The sequence below is a fragment of the Actinopolymorpha alba DSM 45243 genome (assembly GCF_000373925.1).
Taxonomy (GTDB): Bacteria; Actinomycetota; Actinomycetes; order Propionibacteriales; family Actinopolymorphaceae; genus Actinopolymorpha; species Actinopolymorpha alba.
In genome coordinates this window covers 1-14,128 of record NZ_KB892707.1, presented here as the reverse complement: position 1 = coordinate 14,128, position 14,128 = coordinate 1, and the positions used below count along the sequence as shown (strand labels likewise).

The 14,128-nt window shown below is 68.2% G+C and carries 11 protein-coding genes; 3 read left to right on the top strand and 8 right to left on the bottom strand.

What is annotated here, in order from left to right:
• The first annotated feature begins 192 nt into the window (after positions 1-192).
• Complete coding sequence (locus tag B141_RS38175; RefSeq protein ID WP_020573113.1) at positions 193-1,719, top strand: LCP family protein; 1,527 nt, start codon at positions 193-195, stop codon at positions 1,717-1,719.
• 163 nt (positions 1,720-1,882) lie between these two features.
• Here B141_RS38175 and miaA read toward each other — a convergent pair whose 3' ends face one another.
• The 8 genes from miaA to B141_RS0100015 all read right to left on the bottom strand — a co-directional run bounded on the left by miaA (position 1,883) and on the right by B141_RS0100015 (position 11,783).
• Entirely contained in the window at positions 1,883-2,818 is a 936-nt protein-coding gene (gene miaA, locus B141_RS0100050; protein ID WP_020573112.1) for a tRNA (adenosine(37)-N6)-dimethylallyltransferase MiaA, read from the bottom strand.
• 105 nt (positions 2,819-2,923) lie between these two features.
• Positions 2,924-3,694, bottom strand: a complete 771-nt coding sequence (locus B141_RS0100045; RefSeq protein WP_020573111.1) for a class III extradiol dioxygenase subunit B-like domain-containing protein — start codon at positions 3,692-3,694, stop codon at positions 2,924-2,926.
• 32 nt (positions 3,695-3,726) lie between these two features.
• Complete coding sequence (locus B141_RS0100040) at positions 3,727-4,281, bottom strand: hypothetical protein (RefSeq protein ID WP_063828548.1); 555 nt, start codon at positions 4,279-4,281, stop codon at positions 3,727-3,729.
• Between the two features lie 234 nt (positions 4,282-4,515).
• Positions 4,516-5,754: an alpha-hydroxy acid oxidase gene (locus B141_RS0100035; RefSeq protein WP_020573109.1), complete on the bottom strand. Its 1,239-nt coding sequence runs from the start codon at positions 5,752-5,754 to the stop codon at positions 4,516-4,518.
• Positions 5,751-6,515: a GntR family transcriptional regulator gene (locus tag B141_RS45155; protein WP_020573108.1), complete on the bottom strand. Its 765-nt coding sequence runs from the start codon at positions 6,513-6,515 to the stop codon at positions 5,751-5,753. Before B141_RS45155 ends, B141_RS0100035 begins: the two co-directional genes overlap by 4 nt.
• A 239-nt stretch (positions 6,516-6,754) precedes the next feature.
• Positions 6,755-9,805, bottom strand: a complete 3,051-nt coding sequence (locus B141_RS0100025) for an alpha-mannosidase (protein ID WP_020573107.1) — start codon at positions 9,803-9,805, stop codon at positions 6,755-6,757.
• Positions 9,806-9,930: 125 nt separating this feature from the next.
• Positions 9,931-10,644, bottom strand: coding sequence for a response regulator (locus B141_RS0100020; RefSeq protein ID WP_020573106.1), 714 nt, complete (start codon positions 10,642-10,644; stop codon positions 9,931-9,933).
• The gene (locus B141_RS0100015) at positions 10,641-11,783 is read right to left on the bottom strand and encodes a sensor histidine kinase (RefSeq protein WP_020573105.1); all 1,143 of its coding nucleotides are present in this window, start codon (positions 11,781-11,783) and stop codon (positions 10,641-10,643) included. The genes B141_RS0100020 and B141_RS0100015 overlap by 4 nt, the downstream gene beginning before the upstream one ends.
• A gap of 181 nt (positions 11,784-11,964) precedes the next feature.
• Between B141_RS0100015 and B141_RS0100010 the strand changes: the two genes are divergently transcribed.
• Together B141_RS0100010 and B141_RS0100005 are read left to right on the top strand one after the other, a co-directional pair.
• Entirely contained in the window at positions 11,965-12,939 is a 975-nt protein-coding gene (locus tag B141_RS0100010; RefSeq protein WP_020573104.1) for an ABC transporter ATP-binding protein, read from the top strand.
• A complete protein-coding gene (locus B141_RS0100005; RefSeq protein WP_020573103.1) occupies positions 12,936-13,721 on the top strand; it encodes an ABC transporter permease in 786 nt (261 codons plus the stop codon). Before B141_RS0100010 ends, B141_RS0100005 begins: the two co-directional genes overlap by 4 nt.
• The last annotated feature ends 407 nt before the right edge of the window (positions 13,722-14,128 follow it).

The window sequence follows — 14,128 nt, the reverse complement described above, 5'->3', positions numbered from 1 at the left end:
GTGACGCCTGTGGATAACCGTCCTCTGTGCCGGACTGGCGTGGAGGAGGCCCAGCGAGGCTTTGTGTTGCTCGAAATCGCCGTCACCAAGCGAATCCAACTCCTACGTAAAGATTCCTCGAACCCTCAAAGAATTCGAATTCACTTGGGAAGGATTGACCGTACACATTCCCAGCGGAAGGTGATTTTTGAGATGCGAGCCGACACTGAAATAGGCACGACAGTTCAGGAGTCCCTGAGTCGGGTATCCCCACCGACGCGATCTTTCCCGAAGACGATCGCTCTCACGATTGTCGGTACGATCATTCCCGGCCTCGGCCTGTTGGTCGCCCGTCGCCGACGACTGGGCGCCGCGGCGCTTCTCGCGTTCTTGTTACTCCTTGCCGGGACCGCGTATCTCGCCATCGCCGGTCGCCGGATGGCACTTCGGTGGGCCGTTCAACCCGACGCTCTCCTCCTGATCGCGGTGTTCTTCGCGCTTCTCGCGTTAGGGTGGTTCGTCGTCATTGTGACGACCTACCGATCACTACGCCCGCGCTCGGCCCGATGGTATTCGCGGCTCACGGGTGTTGTCGTGGTCGCCGCACTGGTCCTGGCCGTGACGACACCCCTCGGCATCGGCAGCAAGTACGCGCTTGTGCAGCGAAGCGTGATCGAACAGGTCTTTGCCAGAGCAGATAACCAACACGTGTCACCAGAGCGTGCGGCCGCCGCGGCATCTTCGTCCACGGCATCCCCGTCCACGCCGCCAGGAACCTCCCCGTCGGCATCACCAGGCGCGAACGCCGTCGCTCACGCGAGCCAACCAGACGCGTGGGCTGGACGGGATCGCGTCAACATCTTGTTGCTCGGCGGTGACGGCGGACCCGACCGGGTGGGAGTACGCACCGATACGGTCATTGTCGCGAGCATCGATACGCGTACGGGAAACACGGTGTTGTTCAGCCTTCCTCGAAACTTGCAGAAGGTGCCTTTCCAGCCCGGCTCCGTCCTCGCGAACGCGTACCCCGACGGGGTGTTCGCCGGCCGCGGCGACCAACTGGAATGGATGCTCACCGCGATCTATGAGAACGTCCCTGCCCAACATCCGAGGCTCTTCACCACCGACAACCCCGGTGCCGAAGCGATGAAGATGGCCGCCGCCGGAGCGCTCGGCATTCCCATCGACTATTACATGCTGGTCAATCTTCGAGGATTCGAACAACTCATCGACGCCCTCGGCGGCATCATCGTCAACATCAACTACCCGGTCGCGATTGGCGGCGAGGCTGACGCGGGCCTCAAACCTCACGGCTGGCTCAAGAAGGGTCCCGACCAGCACCTCGACGGGTTCAACGCCCTGTGGTTCGCCCGCGGCCGCTATGGTGCCAGCGACTGGGATCGGATGGAACGCCAACGATGCGTGATCAAGGCGATCATCTACCAGGCCGATCCATTCACCGTCCTCACCCGATACGAAGCTCTGGCCCGAAGCTCCAAGGACATTCTCTACACCGACATTCCGGCGTCCGTGCTGCCGGCGTTCGTGGACTTGGCACTCAAGATCAAGGATACGGGCAGCCTCACCAGCATCGTGTTCACGCGGAAGGTCATCAAGACCTCGAACCCCGACTACCCGCTCATCCATTCGATGGTCCAGAACGCGCTGATCGCCAAACCTGACTCGACGGGCTCGGACTTTACCGACCCGCTCGAGGACGCCTGCGCGTACAAGCCGTGAGCCGAAAGAGCGCCTGCGGATCCCTGTACGGCTCCCTGGTCGGGGGCACCCTTGTTCAGCTTTATTGGACGAGGCCGCCCCCGACTCAATACCGTGCCCTGACCCAACACCGCGCCCGAGCCAACACGGCCTGCGACGCACCCGTCCGCGGCGGCTCCGCTCCTCAGGGGCCGTGATGACTGGCCGAACGAAACCGCTCCACGATGGCCAGCGCCTGCTCGGCCAGGTCCGGCGCGGCGTACGGCAGCCACAGAATCCTCGGGTCACGCCGGAACCACGAGTCCTGGCGGCGGGCGAACCGCCGGGTCGCGCGTACGGTCGCGTCCTTCGCCTCGTCCTCGGAGCACTCGCCCGAGAGGTGCGACAGGACCTGCGCGTAGCCCAGCGCCCGGCTCGCGGTCACGCCGTCCCGCAATCCGGCCGCTTCGAGCCGGCGTACCTCGTCGACGAACCCGGCATCCCACATCCGGTCCACCCGCAACCGGATCCGCTCGTCAAGGAGCTCCCGGGGTACGTCAAGGCCAACTTGACACACGTCAGGATAGGCGTACGTGTGGCTGGGAAGGTTCGCCGCGAACGGGCGGCCGGTGATCTCGATGACCTCCAGCGCCCGCACCACCCGCCGGGTGTTCGTCGGCAGGATCTGGTTGGCCGCGGACGGGTCGACCTCGGCGAGCCGCTGGTGCAGCCGTTCGGAACCCAGCCGTTCCGCCTCCACCTCGAGGCGCCGGCGTACGACCGGATCCGTGCCCGGGAACTCGAATCGGTCAAGCACCGCACGGATATAGAGCGCCGAGCCGCCGACGACGATCGGCAGGACGCCGCGTGCCTGGCAGTCCGCGATGGCCGCCCGGGCCTGGTCCTGGAACTCCGCCACCGTTGAGGTTTCGTGAATGTCCAGCACATCAATGACGTGGTGCGGCACGCCGCGCCACTCCTCGGGCGGGAGTTTCGCCGTACCGATGTCCATGCCGCGGTACAGCTGCATCGAGTCGGCGTTGACCACCTCACCGCCGACGCGGCGCGCGAGTTCGACCGCGAGGTCAGACTTTCCCGCCGCTGTCGGGCCGACCACCGCCAGCACCTCGTCGACTGCCACGCCATTCCTTTCTTCCTGTCAACCTGACCTTTCCATCCGCGCAGGTGTGAGCATGGAGGATCGGGGTAGGTCCCTGGGTAGCCCGGCGCGGTCGTTGCCGGCCGGTTAGTCCAGTCTCGCCCGCCAGGACGCGACGAAGTAGCCCACACCGTAGGGCGCCTCGTCAGCGAGGAGAACCGCCTCGACAGTGGAGCCGGCCGCGGCTCCCGTGAGTACCTGCCAGGCCGCCCGACCCGCGACGAGCAACTCGTTCGCACGGTCGGGCTGGAGCCCCCGGAGACCGTCCAGGTCGCCTGACCCCAGCGAAGCGCCCAAACCCGCGTCCAAGCCTTGGGCGCGGGGGTCGAAGTCTCCGGGGGCCCACTTTGACCGCCGGGCCGAGCCGTCGCCGAGGACAAGGAACCCCATCCGGCGGGGGCGCGCCGCGAGCCGGCGGCCGAGTTCCTCGCAGCGGGTGGGAGACCATGAGCGGGGAACGCCGGTGTACTCCCGATCGCCGGCATATCCCGCACGGTCGAGCAACCAAGCACCCATCGTCAACGCGAGCGGGAGCACCGGCCGACCCGCATCTCGTACGCCCGCCTCCCCTGCGCCCGCGTCGACGGCATTCCGTACGCCGGCAGCCGTCCCGGCGTGCCGACCCCCGGCCCGAGCATCGACGCCGTACGCCGCGAAGGAACCAACAGCCGAGCCATCCCAGGTTGCTTCGGTGGGGGCATCCCCCACACAGACGATCGCGTCGGGCCGGGCCGCGAGCAGCCTTCCCACGGCGTCGTCACATGCCGAGCGGACGGCATCCAACCCAACTGCGGCCCCGGACGCGAGCGCGGGCACCAGGACGGGCGGATGAGGACAGATCGCAGCGGCGACGAACACGATGGCGGATTGTCGTGGCTCGGCCGGCGTCCTCAGGAGATCCCGCGCCGCTTGAGGATCTCCTCGATGTCTTCCATGCCCTCCATGGGGTTGGCGGCCTGCTGCGTACCCTTTCCAACCGCCTTCGGGTTGGCCTTTGCCTTGTCTCCGCCGCGTGTCTTGCCCGCCGCGGTCGCCGTCTCCCCCTGTTTGGGCAGCGGCGTCGTCGCGCCGTCACCGGACGCCGACGCTCCGGCCGCACCCGCCTGCCGCCGCCGGAGCCGGGCAGCCACCGGGAACACGAGCGCCGCGAACGCGAACAACGCGAGGCCGGTCCAGACGAACGGGCTGAAGACGAATCCGGACACCCACTGCACCAGGGCCTGGCCGATCGTCCACAACAGGCGCACCATGCCGGTCAGGTAGATCGCCATCGGCAACACGGCCCAGCCGAGCAGCCGGAGCCCGGAGGCGACCCCCTTCCGGCGGAAGGCGAAGAATGCCGCCACCACACCGACGGCAGACAGCCCGGCACAGATCGGAAACCAGGTGGCGTTGTCGTACATAAGGCATGCCCCTCCGTCGCTCTTGCCGCGTACGTCGTCCATCCTGCCTCGCCACCCGCGCGGATGCACGAGGGTGATCCCTTGGGTCGACCCGGGCGACCCCTGAGTCGGGCCTGAGATCGTCGCGCAGTCCAAGATCACCGGGCGAGGAACGCCGCCAGATCGGGCCTGGCAGGACCACCCTCGTCCGGCGAGACGTCAAGGGAGCTTGCGAGCAGTCCGGCGGACGAGGGTGGTCCTGCCAGGCCCGTCCAGAACCCCACGTCGAACCGCAGCCTAGAACGCCACCTCCGGCAGGGTCACGTGGGAGCGGTTCAGCTCGCCGGGATTCTGGACGCCGAGCAGCTGCAGGGTACGGCGTACCTCGTTCCCGAGGATGTCGACCGCCCGCTGCACCCCGCGCTCTCCCCCGGCCATCAGCCCGTAGAGGTACGCCCGCCCCACCAGGACGGCCCGGGCGCCGAGCGCCACCGCGGCAACGATGTCCGCGCCCGTCATCACGCCCGTGTCGACGTACACCTCGGCCCGGTCGCCCACCGCGTCGGCGACCTTCGGCACCAGCTGGAGCGGGATCGGCGCGCGGTCGAGCTGCCGGCCACCGTGGTTGGAGATCACCAGACCGTCGGCGCCGAGGTCGACCACCTTCCGGGCGTCCTCGACGTTCTGGATGCCCTTGACCACCAGCGATCCCGGCCAGATCTCCCGCATCCAGGCGAGGTCGTCGAAGGTCACGGACGGGTCGAACATGTGGTTGATGAGCTCGGCGACCGTGCCCGGCCAGTCGGACAGGGAGGCGAACGACAGCGGCTTGGTGGTGAGCATGTTGATCCACCAGGCCGGGTGCAGCCCCATGTCGAGGATCGTCTTCGGCGTCAACGACGGCGGGATGGTCATGCCGTTGCGGACGTCGCGCAGGCGCGCACCGGCCACGGGCACGTCCACCGTGAGCACCAGCGTGGTGTAGCCGGCGGCGTGCGCGCGGTCGACGAGGTCCTTGCCGGCCGCACGGTCGGTCCAGATGTAGAGCTGGAACCACTTGTCGGCGTTGGGCGCGGCGGCCGCGACGTCCTCGATCGAGGTGGTGCCCATCGTCGAGAGCGCGTACGGGATACCGGCCCGCTCGGCGACGCGCACCACCGCGGGCTCGCCCTCGTGCTGCATCATCCGGGTGAAGCCGGTGGGCGCGAGCGCGAAGGGGTACGCCGAGGGCCGGCCCAGGATCGTGGTGCTCGGGTCGACCTTCGACACGTCGCGCAGGACGCTCGGGTTGAACTGCAGGCGCCGGAACAACGCCCGGGCCCGGCGCAGGCTGACCTCCTGCTCAGCCGCGCCGTCGGTGTAGTCGAACGGCGCGCGTGGCGTACGCCGTTTGGCGATGGCCCGCAGGTCGGCGATCGTGAGGGCGCGGTCGAGACGCCGTTTGGTGGCGTCCAACTCGATCCGCCGGGTGCGGAGCAACGGCTTCAGCTCTGACCAGCGAGGCATCCTGCGCTGGACGGCAGGGCGTTCGGTCATCTGACGGATCTCCCTTGTACAGAAGGATGTTCCAGCTTCTTGGTGCCAAGCGGCGGGCGGCTGTGTCCGTCCACCGGCCGCGGGTGCGGAGTCGGGCGTACGAGCGTCGAACGGTCGAGTGCGCGTACCAAACCCTGCCGGCCCACCTCCAGGTCGGCGGCGAGCGCGGCCTGTGCCCCCGCGATGCCCGAACCAAGGCGGTTCAGCAGGTCACGGTGCAGCCGGGCGAGCCGCCCCGCCCTGAACTCCGGACGGATGAACGCCAGCAGGAACTGCAGCTCGTCCTCACACGCGGCGTACGCGGCGACCAGGCGAGGGTTACCGGCCGCTGCCACGATCGCGTGGTGAACTGCCCGGTGAGCCGCCGTCACCTCGTGCCAGGCGACGTGGCGGTGAGCCTCGCCCGCCGGGTCGACGCGTTCGAGCTCGATGACGGCCCGCTCGACTGGGCGGAGATCATGTCCGCGTTCGAGCGCGAGGCGGAGACTACCCAGCTCGACGACGGAACGGTAGGTGAACAGCTCATCAATGCGCGCTCGGGAGAGCTCGGGGACGAACGCGCCGCGATGGCGTTCGTGGACGAGCAGGCCGGCGGTCACCAGGCTGCGCAGCGCGGACCGGACGGTGTAGCGCCCGACACCGAACCGCTCGGCCAGCTGCTCCTCCGAAAGGTGCGAACCCGGCGCCAGCGCGCCGTCGAGCAGCTCGGCACGCAGCGCCTCCGCCACCTGCTCAGAGATCGCCTGGTTCGCCGCATGCATGGCGGGATTGTGTCACAACCTTGGGCGGACTCAGTCCTTCGCGTCCGCTGTCGGAAAGGGGCCCGGAATGATCACGTTTACGTGGTCATTACCCACCTCGCGCGGCACCAGTGCCATGTGAAGCGGGTAATGACCACGTAAACGTGATCATTACGCCCAGGGCGCGCGCAGCCCTTCAAACCCCGAGGGCCGCGCGGGCAAACTCTCGTTGCTGCCCGCGCGGCCCGAAGCAAGGCCCGTCAGGCGCGCTTCAACCTCAGGGTGAGGACCTGGAACGGCCGCAGGGCCAGGGCGACCCCACCGTCAGAGACCTCGCGGTCTGCCAGGGCCCGCTCGAGCAGGTCGGTCTCCTGCGCGGAGGCAAGCTCGAACGACGTGGTGAGCCGCGCCTTCGCCCGGCCGCCGTGCGCTTCGTACAGGCGTACGACGACATCGCCGGACTGGTCGTCGGCCAGCTTGACGGCCTCGACCACGACGGCGGGGTTGTCGACCTCGACGAGCGGGGCGACTCCGGCCGCACCGGTCACGGTCCGTGCCGGCAGGTTGATCCGGTAGCCCTCCTCGACCGCCTCGGGAATGCCAGCACCCGGCACCAGGGCGTACGACAGGTGGTGGATGCCCTGGTCGGTCACCGGGTCGGGCACCCGCGGCGCCCGCAGCAGCGACAGCCGCACGGTCGTCGTGGTGCCGCCGTCCTCGCGGACGGTACGGGTCACGTCGTGGCCGTACGTGGAGTTGTTGACGACCGCGTGCCCGTACCCCGGCTCACCGACGTGGATCCACCGGTGCGCGCAGATCTCGAACTTCGCGTTCTCCCACGAGGTGTTGGTGTGGGTTGCCCGGAAGAGGTGCCCGAACTGCGTCTCAGACGCCGACTGGTCGGCACGGACGTCGAGCGGGAACGCGGCCTTGAGGAACTTCTCCTTCTCGTGCCAGTCGATCTCGTTGTCAATGTTGACTTGGCACTCGCCGGCGCGTACCCGGATGGTCTGCACGATCCGCGACGAGCCGAACGACCGCGTGATCGCGACCACGACCTCCTCCGGCGTCGCGCTGACCACGTCGATGCTGTCGACGTCCGTCAGGTCCTTGACCTTGTTGCGGTAGAAGGGGTCGACGTCCCAGGCGTCCCAGACGTTCGGGGTGTCAACGTGGAGTTGCAGCAGGTTGCCCGCGGCGCCCGGCGCGATCGCCTCCCGCTCCGACTCGACCTCGTAGACCGAGGTGAGCAGGCCGCGCTCGTCGATCGTGACGCGGAGCAGGCCGTTGTCGAGGACGACGTTCGAGCCGTCCTGGCTGACCTTGACCTCCGGCGCGTGCGAGCGGCCCTGGACCGCCGCACCAAGAGCGGGTACGCCGGCCCGGTCGTGCGGGGCCGCGTTGAAGACCACGGTCTCGCTGCCCTCACCGGCCAGCGCCGCCTGCGCCCGGCCGATGATCGCCTCGAGTTCGACCGCGAGTCGGGCGTACGTCTCCTCCGCCTCACGGTGCACCCACCGGATCGAGCTGCCCGGCAGGATGTCGTGGAACTGGTTGAGCAGGACGGCCTTCCAGATCCGGTCAAGGTCGGCGTATGGGTACTCCAGCGTGCCCGCCAGTGCGGCCGCCGCCGACCACAGCTCGGCCTCGCGCAGCAGATGCTCGCTGCGGCGGTTGCCCTGCTTGGTCTTGGCCTGCGAGGTGAACGTCGCACGGTGCAGCTCGAGGTACAGCTCACCGACCCACACCGGCGCGTTGGTGTACTCGGCGTGCGCGTCCTCGAAGAACTTCACCGGGTGCTCGATCCGCACCTGCGGGGAGGACTCGAGGTCGGCCAACCGCTCCGCGCGTGCGAGCATCTCGCGGGTGGGGCCGCCACCACCGTCGCCGTGACCGAACGGCAGCAGCGAGATCGTGCCGCCGCCCTTGTCCTGGTAGTTGCGCTCGGCCCGGGAGAGCTCCGGCGCGACCAGCTGGCCGTTGTAGGTGTCGGCCGGCGGGAAGTGGGTGAAGACCCGGGTCCCGTCGATGCCCTCCCACCAGAAGGTGTGGTGGGGGAACTTGTTCGTCTGGTTCCAGGAGATCTTCTGGGTGAGGAACCACTTCGACCCCGACAGCTTCACCAGCTGCGGCATCGCGGCGGAATACCCGAAGGAGTCGGGCAGCCAGACGACCTCGGTCTCGATGCCGTACTCGTCGAGGAAGAACCGCTTGCCGTGGATGAACTGCCGGGCCATCGCCTCACCGCCCGGCATGTTGCTGTCGGACTCGACCCACATGCCGCCGATCGGGATGATCTGCCCCGTGGCCACCGCGTCCTTAAGGCGCGTCCAGACCTTCGGGTGGTGTTCCTTCATCCACGCGTGCTGCTGGGCCTGCGAGAACGCGAACCGGAAGTCGGGGTGGTCGGCCGCCAGCGTCGTGACGTTGGAGATGGTACGGGCCACCTTGCGGACGGTTTCGCGCAGCGGCCACAGCCAGGCCGAGTCGATGTGCGCGTGACCAACCGCCGAGATCTGGTGTGCGCTGGCGTACGCCGGCTTGGCGAGCACCGTCGCGAGCTGCGCGCGGGCAGCGGCGGCGGTGCCAGGGATGTCGTCGTAGTCGAGCGCGTCGAGGGACCGCTCCAGCGCGCGCAGAATCTCCGAACGCCGCGGCAGGTCCTCGGGCAGCTCCTTCATCAGGCCGCCGATGACCTCGATGTCGAGGAGGAGGTTCCAGACGTCGAGGTGGAAGACCGCGAGCTCGGCCCGCCTGATCTCGTAGATCGGGTCGGTGCCGGCGGTGTCCTTGTCGCCGAGGTCGGAAGGCTCGAACGACGGCCACTCGATCACCGTCGGGTTGGCCGCCGCCTCGAGGTAGATCTGGAACGCCGAGCCGCCCGTGGCCTTCGCGCCATCCGACTGGGAGGCACCACCGGACACGAGCCCCGCGAGGGGTACGTAGATGTTGTCGGGGTTGAGGCCCTTGATGGGCTCACCGTCGGGGGTGTAGGCGAGGCCCTCGGCAGAGAAGCCGGGCCCACCGCCGAAGCCCAGGTCGAGGACGGCCTCCACCCGCTTGCCGTCCCACTCCTGCGGGACCTGCCCGGTCAGGCGGAACCAGCTGGTGCCCCACGGCGGACCCCACTTGTCACCCAGGGATGCCGGCTTGTAGTCGGCAGCGAGTGCCTCGCTGACCGGCACCGGCTCACCCGGCGCGTGCCACACCTCGATGTCGAGCGGGACGGTGTCGCCGTAGACGGCGGGGCGGAGGCGCTGCCGGAGAGCGCGTTCCAACCGTGCCTCTACCAGGCGGTGGTCGTCGTGCATAGATCGATCCTCCGAGGAACCGGTAGCAGTCACCTGGCGCCGGGCTGCGTGGCAACGTTTCCACCGCGCTGGCGTCAAGCATCGCTTCTGTTGTCCGGAAGACGCTAGCTCAGACGCGAGGGAGGCTACCTGCCCGGTGGTCGCTCCGTCAGCAGCCCGAGGTGGAGGGCGCGCAGCACCGCGCGGGTGCGATCGCGGACGTGCAGCTTCGCCAGCACGCTGGAGACGTGGTTCTTCACCGTCCCTTCGGCGAGGTACATCGCGTCGGCGATCTCGCGGTTGTTGAAGCCGCCGGCGAGCAGGCGCAGGATCTCCAGCTCCCGGCTGGTCAGTGGTACCGGAGGCGGGAGGTCGTCGATCGGGTGGGCGATGGCCGGGTCGGTCCCCGTCGGGGTAGCCCATGCCGGGTAACCACCGGGGAGCGCGTTCACCGCCCGAAGCAGGCGTTCGGTCAGCGCGGGCTGGACGAGCGTGCCGCCGCCCGCCAGCGTCCGGATTGCCCCGACAAGTTGGCCGAGGGTGACGTCCTTCAGTAGGTAGCCCCGTGCCCCGGCCCGCAGCGCCCGAAGGACCAGCTCGTCGTCGTCGAACGTCGTCAGCACCAGCGTCGGCACCTCGATGCCGCGTTCCTGGAGCGCCTCCAGCGTCGCGATCCCGTCCCGGCCCGGCATTCGCAGGTCGAGGAGCAGCACGTCCACCTGGTGGCGGCCGATCGCCGCCAGCGACTCGTCTCCGTCGCTGGCCTCGGCCACGACCATCACGTCGTCGGCGAGTCGCAGCAGGCTGAGGATCCCCTGGCGTACCAACGTCTGGTCGTCGGTGACACACACGCGGATCATGAGGCGACCACCCGAGCGGACGGGATCTGTGCGCGGACGGCGAACCCCTCCCGGGTGTCGAACGCCACGGTGCCGCCAAGCTGCTCGATCCGCTCACGGAGTCCGGTCAGCCCGTTGCCGAGCTTCAAGAGCGACGCACCGCACCCGTCGTCTCGGGCGTTCAGGACGATCTGGTGGTCGGGCGACTCGTCGATGTCGATCCAGAGGTTCTCCGCCTCCGAATGCCGGATCGCGTTGGTGATGACCTCCTGTGCGCAGCGGATCAGGGTCGTGATCGCTTGCTCATCGAGTTCGACGGCATCGTGGACGCGGACGTGCACCCGAGGGCGGGGAATGTCGGCCACGAGCGTGTCGAGGGCCGCCCGAAGCTCGGGTGGTCTCGACCGGAGTTCGCTCACCGTCGCGCGGACGTCGGTGAGGAGTTCCTTGGCGAGTTGTCGCGCCCTGGTGACGTGTTCGGTGGCCGGCGGTGTGCTCTGGTGCGTGGCGGTCTCCAGTTCCAGGGCGAGCGCGGTCAGCTTGTGGCCGAGCAGGTCGTGCAGCTCCCGGGCGATCCGGAGCCGTTCCCGAGCCTGACTGGATTCGGCCAGCAGGACACTCGCGCTGCGCAACCTGGTGTGGGCGAGCGCCAACTGCGCGGTGGCGTGTTTTTCCCGCTGTTCGCTCCACGTCGACAGCACGATCATCACCTGCAGCATGCCGTAGAGAGAGGGGACGAGGAGGAAGCTGGTCAGGTTGGCTTCCCGCAGGAGTGCCGCGACGGCAATGATCGCGACGTTGGCGGCGGTCAGGGCGACAGTGGTCCTGTGGGCCAGGAACATCGCCGCGTTGGCGACCGTGAAGATCATCAGCGTCGGGGTGAGGCTCTGCTGTCGGTCGAGAAGGACGAGTGTCGCCGCCGCGACGAACTGCACCGCGAGGAAAACGCGTTGGAGGACCCGCCGATTGTTGTCGAGGGCCCACCACACCCCGATCATGGCGGCGAGGGTGACGACGTGGAGTGCGTTCCACAGCCAGAACGGTCCGCTCGTGACTCTCACGGAGTTCAGGTGTCCAACCCAGACGGGAACCCCGACGAGTAGGCATACACCCAGGCCGGCGACTGCGGCCCAATTCTCCAGCCGCGACTTCGTCGTCATCGCAGGAGTCTAAGAGATCGCCTAAACAACGGTGGATATGCCGGAAGTCATGGTCGTAAACCGTGACCTCTGGCACGCGACGCGCGGCGACGTCCCTTCATACCGTTGAGCAGTCCGCACGGTAGAAGAAGCGCATTAGTTGGCGAGCGAATACCTGTGCTCGCGCACGGAAAGGGACCGCATGCCCGTCATCTCCGTGGAGAACCTCCGCAAGCGGTACGGCGAACACGTGGCCGTGGACGGCGTCAGCTTCGCCGTGGAAAAGGGCGAGATCCTCGGCATTCTCGGCCGCAACGGCGCCGGAAAGACCACCACCGTCGAATGTCTCGCCGGCCTTCGCCGCCCCGACAGCGGGCAGGTGCGGGTTATGGGCCTGGATCCGTGGCGCGACCGCGTGAAGGTCCGGCAGGTGCTCGGCAGCCAGCTCCAGGAAGGCGCCCTGCCCGGAAAGGTGCGGGTCGGTGAGGCCGTCAAGCTCTACCGCAGCTTTTACCGTACGGGCGCCGATCCCGACCGCCTGCTCGCCGATCTGGGCCTGCACGACAAGCGGCGGGCGTTCTACGACGATCTGTCCGGAGGCCAACAGCAGCGCCTGTCGATCGCGCTGGCTCTTGTCGGCCGGCCACGGATCGCGATCCTGGACGAGCTCACGACCGGTCTCGACCCCGCGGCCCGGCGGGAGACCTGGCAGTTGATCGACCGCATCCGTCGCGGCGGCGTGACGATCGTGCTCGTCACCCACGTCATGGAGGAGGCCGAGCGCCTGTGTGACCGCATCGCCGTCCTCGATCGCGGCCAGATCGTCGCCCTCGACACGCCGGAGGGGCTGATCGCGAGGGCGCAGGGCGAGCAGGAGGTCCGGGTTCGTACGCAGGGCGCTGTCGACCAGGCCGCGCTGAATGGCCTACCGGAAGTCACCGGCCTACGGATCGACGGCGAGCATGTCGTGATCAGGGGAAGGGGCAACCTGCTCCACACCGTGACGCGTGCCCTGCTCAGTCAGGACGTCGTGGTGACGGACGCGCGGGTACGCCAGGTGACGCTGGACGACGCGTTCCTCACACTGACCGGGCGATCGCTCGACGAAGCTCCAGGCGGCCATTTCCCCGGCGACCCGTACGAAGACTCTCGGACCGACCTGGAGGCCTCCCGATGACCAGCACCACGTCCGTCCCGATCGCGAGCGACCGGCCCGGCCTGGCCGCCTGGGGTCAGCTGATCCTGCACGAGCTGCGGATGGTCGTACGCGACACCGGCGGGTTGGTGATCCCGCTCGGTCTGCCGACGCTGCTCATGGTGATGAGTGGCCTGGCCGGCGGCACCGAACGCATCCCGGAACTCGGCGGCGTCTCCGCCATGAACGCGTTCGTCATCCCGTCGACGCTGACGATGATGGTCGCCCTGATCGGCATCGTGAACATGCCGTCGTTCCTTGCCAGCTACCGCACGACGGGGGTTCTGCGCCGGCTGGCCGTCACGCCGGCCGCGCCGTCGATGGTGCTCGTCGCGCAGGTGGTCGTGAGCCTGATCCAGACGATCGTCGGCACCGCCCTTGCGCTCGTGATCGGTGCCAGTGCCCTCGGCGTGGTGGCGCCCGGCAACCTGGCCGGCACCGCCCTCGCGATGGTGCTCACGGTGGCCGCGATGTACGCCCTCGGCATGCTGATCGCGGCCGTCGCACCCACCGCGAACTCCTCGGTGGCCATCGGTCTGGTGACGTTCTTCGCCACCATGGCGCTCGGGGGTGGCCTCGGCGGGCGGGACAACCTGCCGGGTGTGCTCGCGACGATCGGCGAGTACGTGCCCTACGGCTCGGCCGTCGAGGCATTGAGCGCTGGCTGGCAAGGGAACGCACCAAACCTTGCCCACCTCGCCGCCCTAGCCATCTGTACCGTCCTCGCCAGCGGCATCGCCGCGAAGGTCTTCCGCTGGGAATAGGCGGCCGCGCGGACAGGGCTGTCCGCGCGGCCTCTGCGGCTGGCGCCACGGGCTTGGGGACTTGTTGGAGGATTGTCGCCTTCTTTGCCGACGTTCCTCCAACAAGTGACGACGACCTCGACGAGCGGCTCGCATAGTGAGCGATCCCCGAGCCCGACCGAGGCCTATTCGTTGCTGTACGCATTGCCTCATTCTGGGAGCCTGGCCAGCTCAGATCGTGGAGCTTCCGGGGTGCTATAACACCCTGGAGTTTCCACGGTCTTACTGAGGTTGGCGATGACCGACTCTCAGACCGAACCTTGAGTAGATGCCCACTCTCGACCCGAAATTGGTCATCTACTCAAGGTTCGACGAAACTCACCCCGAGCCGTCCACATTATGGATGGCTTACCGGACGACTCACAACC

Excerpts from the sequence above, each read along its gene's own strand:
- B141_RS38175 (WP_020573113.1), top strand. The coding sequence starts at position 193 with ATGCGAGCCGACACTGAAATAGGCACGACAGTTCAGGAGTCCCTGAGT.
- B141_RS0100040 (WP_063828548.1), bottom strand. The coding sequence starts at position 4,281 with ATGGACGACGTACGCGGCAAGAGCGACGGAGGGGCATGCCTTATGTAC.
- B141_RS0100035 (WP_020573109.1), bottom strand. The coding sequence starts at position 5,754 with ATGACCGAACGCCCTGCCGTCCAGCGCAGGATGCCTCGCTGGTCAGAG.
- B141_RS45155 (WP_020573108.1), bottom strand. The coding sequence starts at position 6,515 with ATGCATGCGGCGAACCAGGCGATCTCTGAGCAGGTGGCGGAGGCGCTG.
- B141_RS0100025 (WP_020573107.1), bottom strand. The coding sequence starts at position 9,805 with ATGCACGACGACCACCGCCTGGTAGAGGCACGGTTGGAACGCGCTCTC.
- B141_RS0100020 (WP_020573106.1), bottom strand. The coding sequence starts at position 10,644 with ATGATCCGCGTGTGTGTCACCGACGACCAGACGTTGGTACGCCAGGGG.
- B141_RS0100015 (WP_020573105.1), bottom strand. The coding sequence starts at position 11,783 with ATGACGACGAAGTCGCGGCTGGAGAATTGGGCCGCAGTCGCCGGCCTG.
- B141_RS0100010 (WP_020573104.1), top strand. The coding sequence starts at position 11,965 with ATGCCCGTCATCTCCGTGGAGAACCTCCGCAAGCGGTACGGCGAACAC.
- B141_RS0100005 (WP_020573103.1), top strand. The coding sequence starts at position 12,936 with ATGACCAGCACCACGTCCGTCCCGATCGCGAGCGACCGGCCCGGCCTG.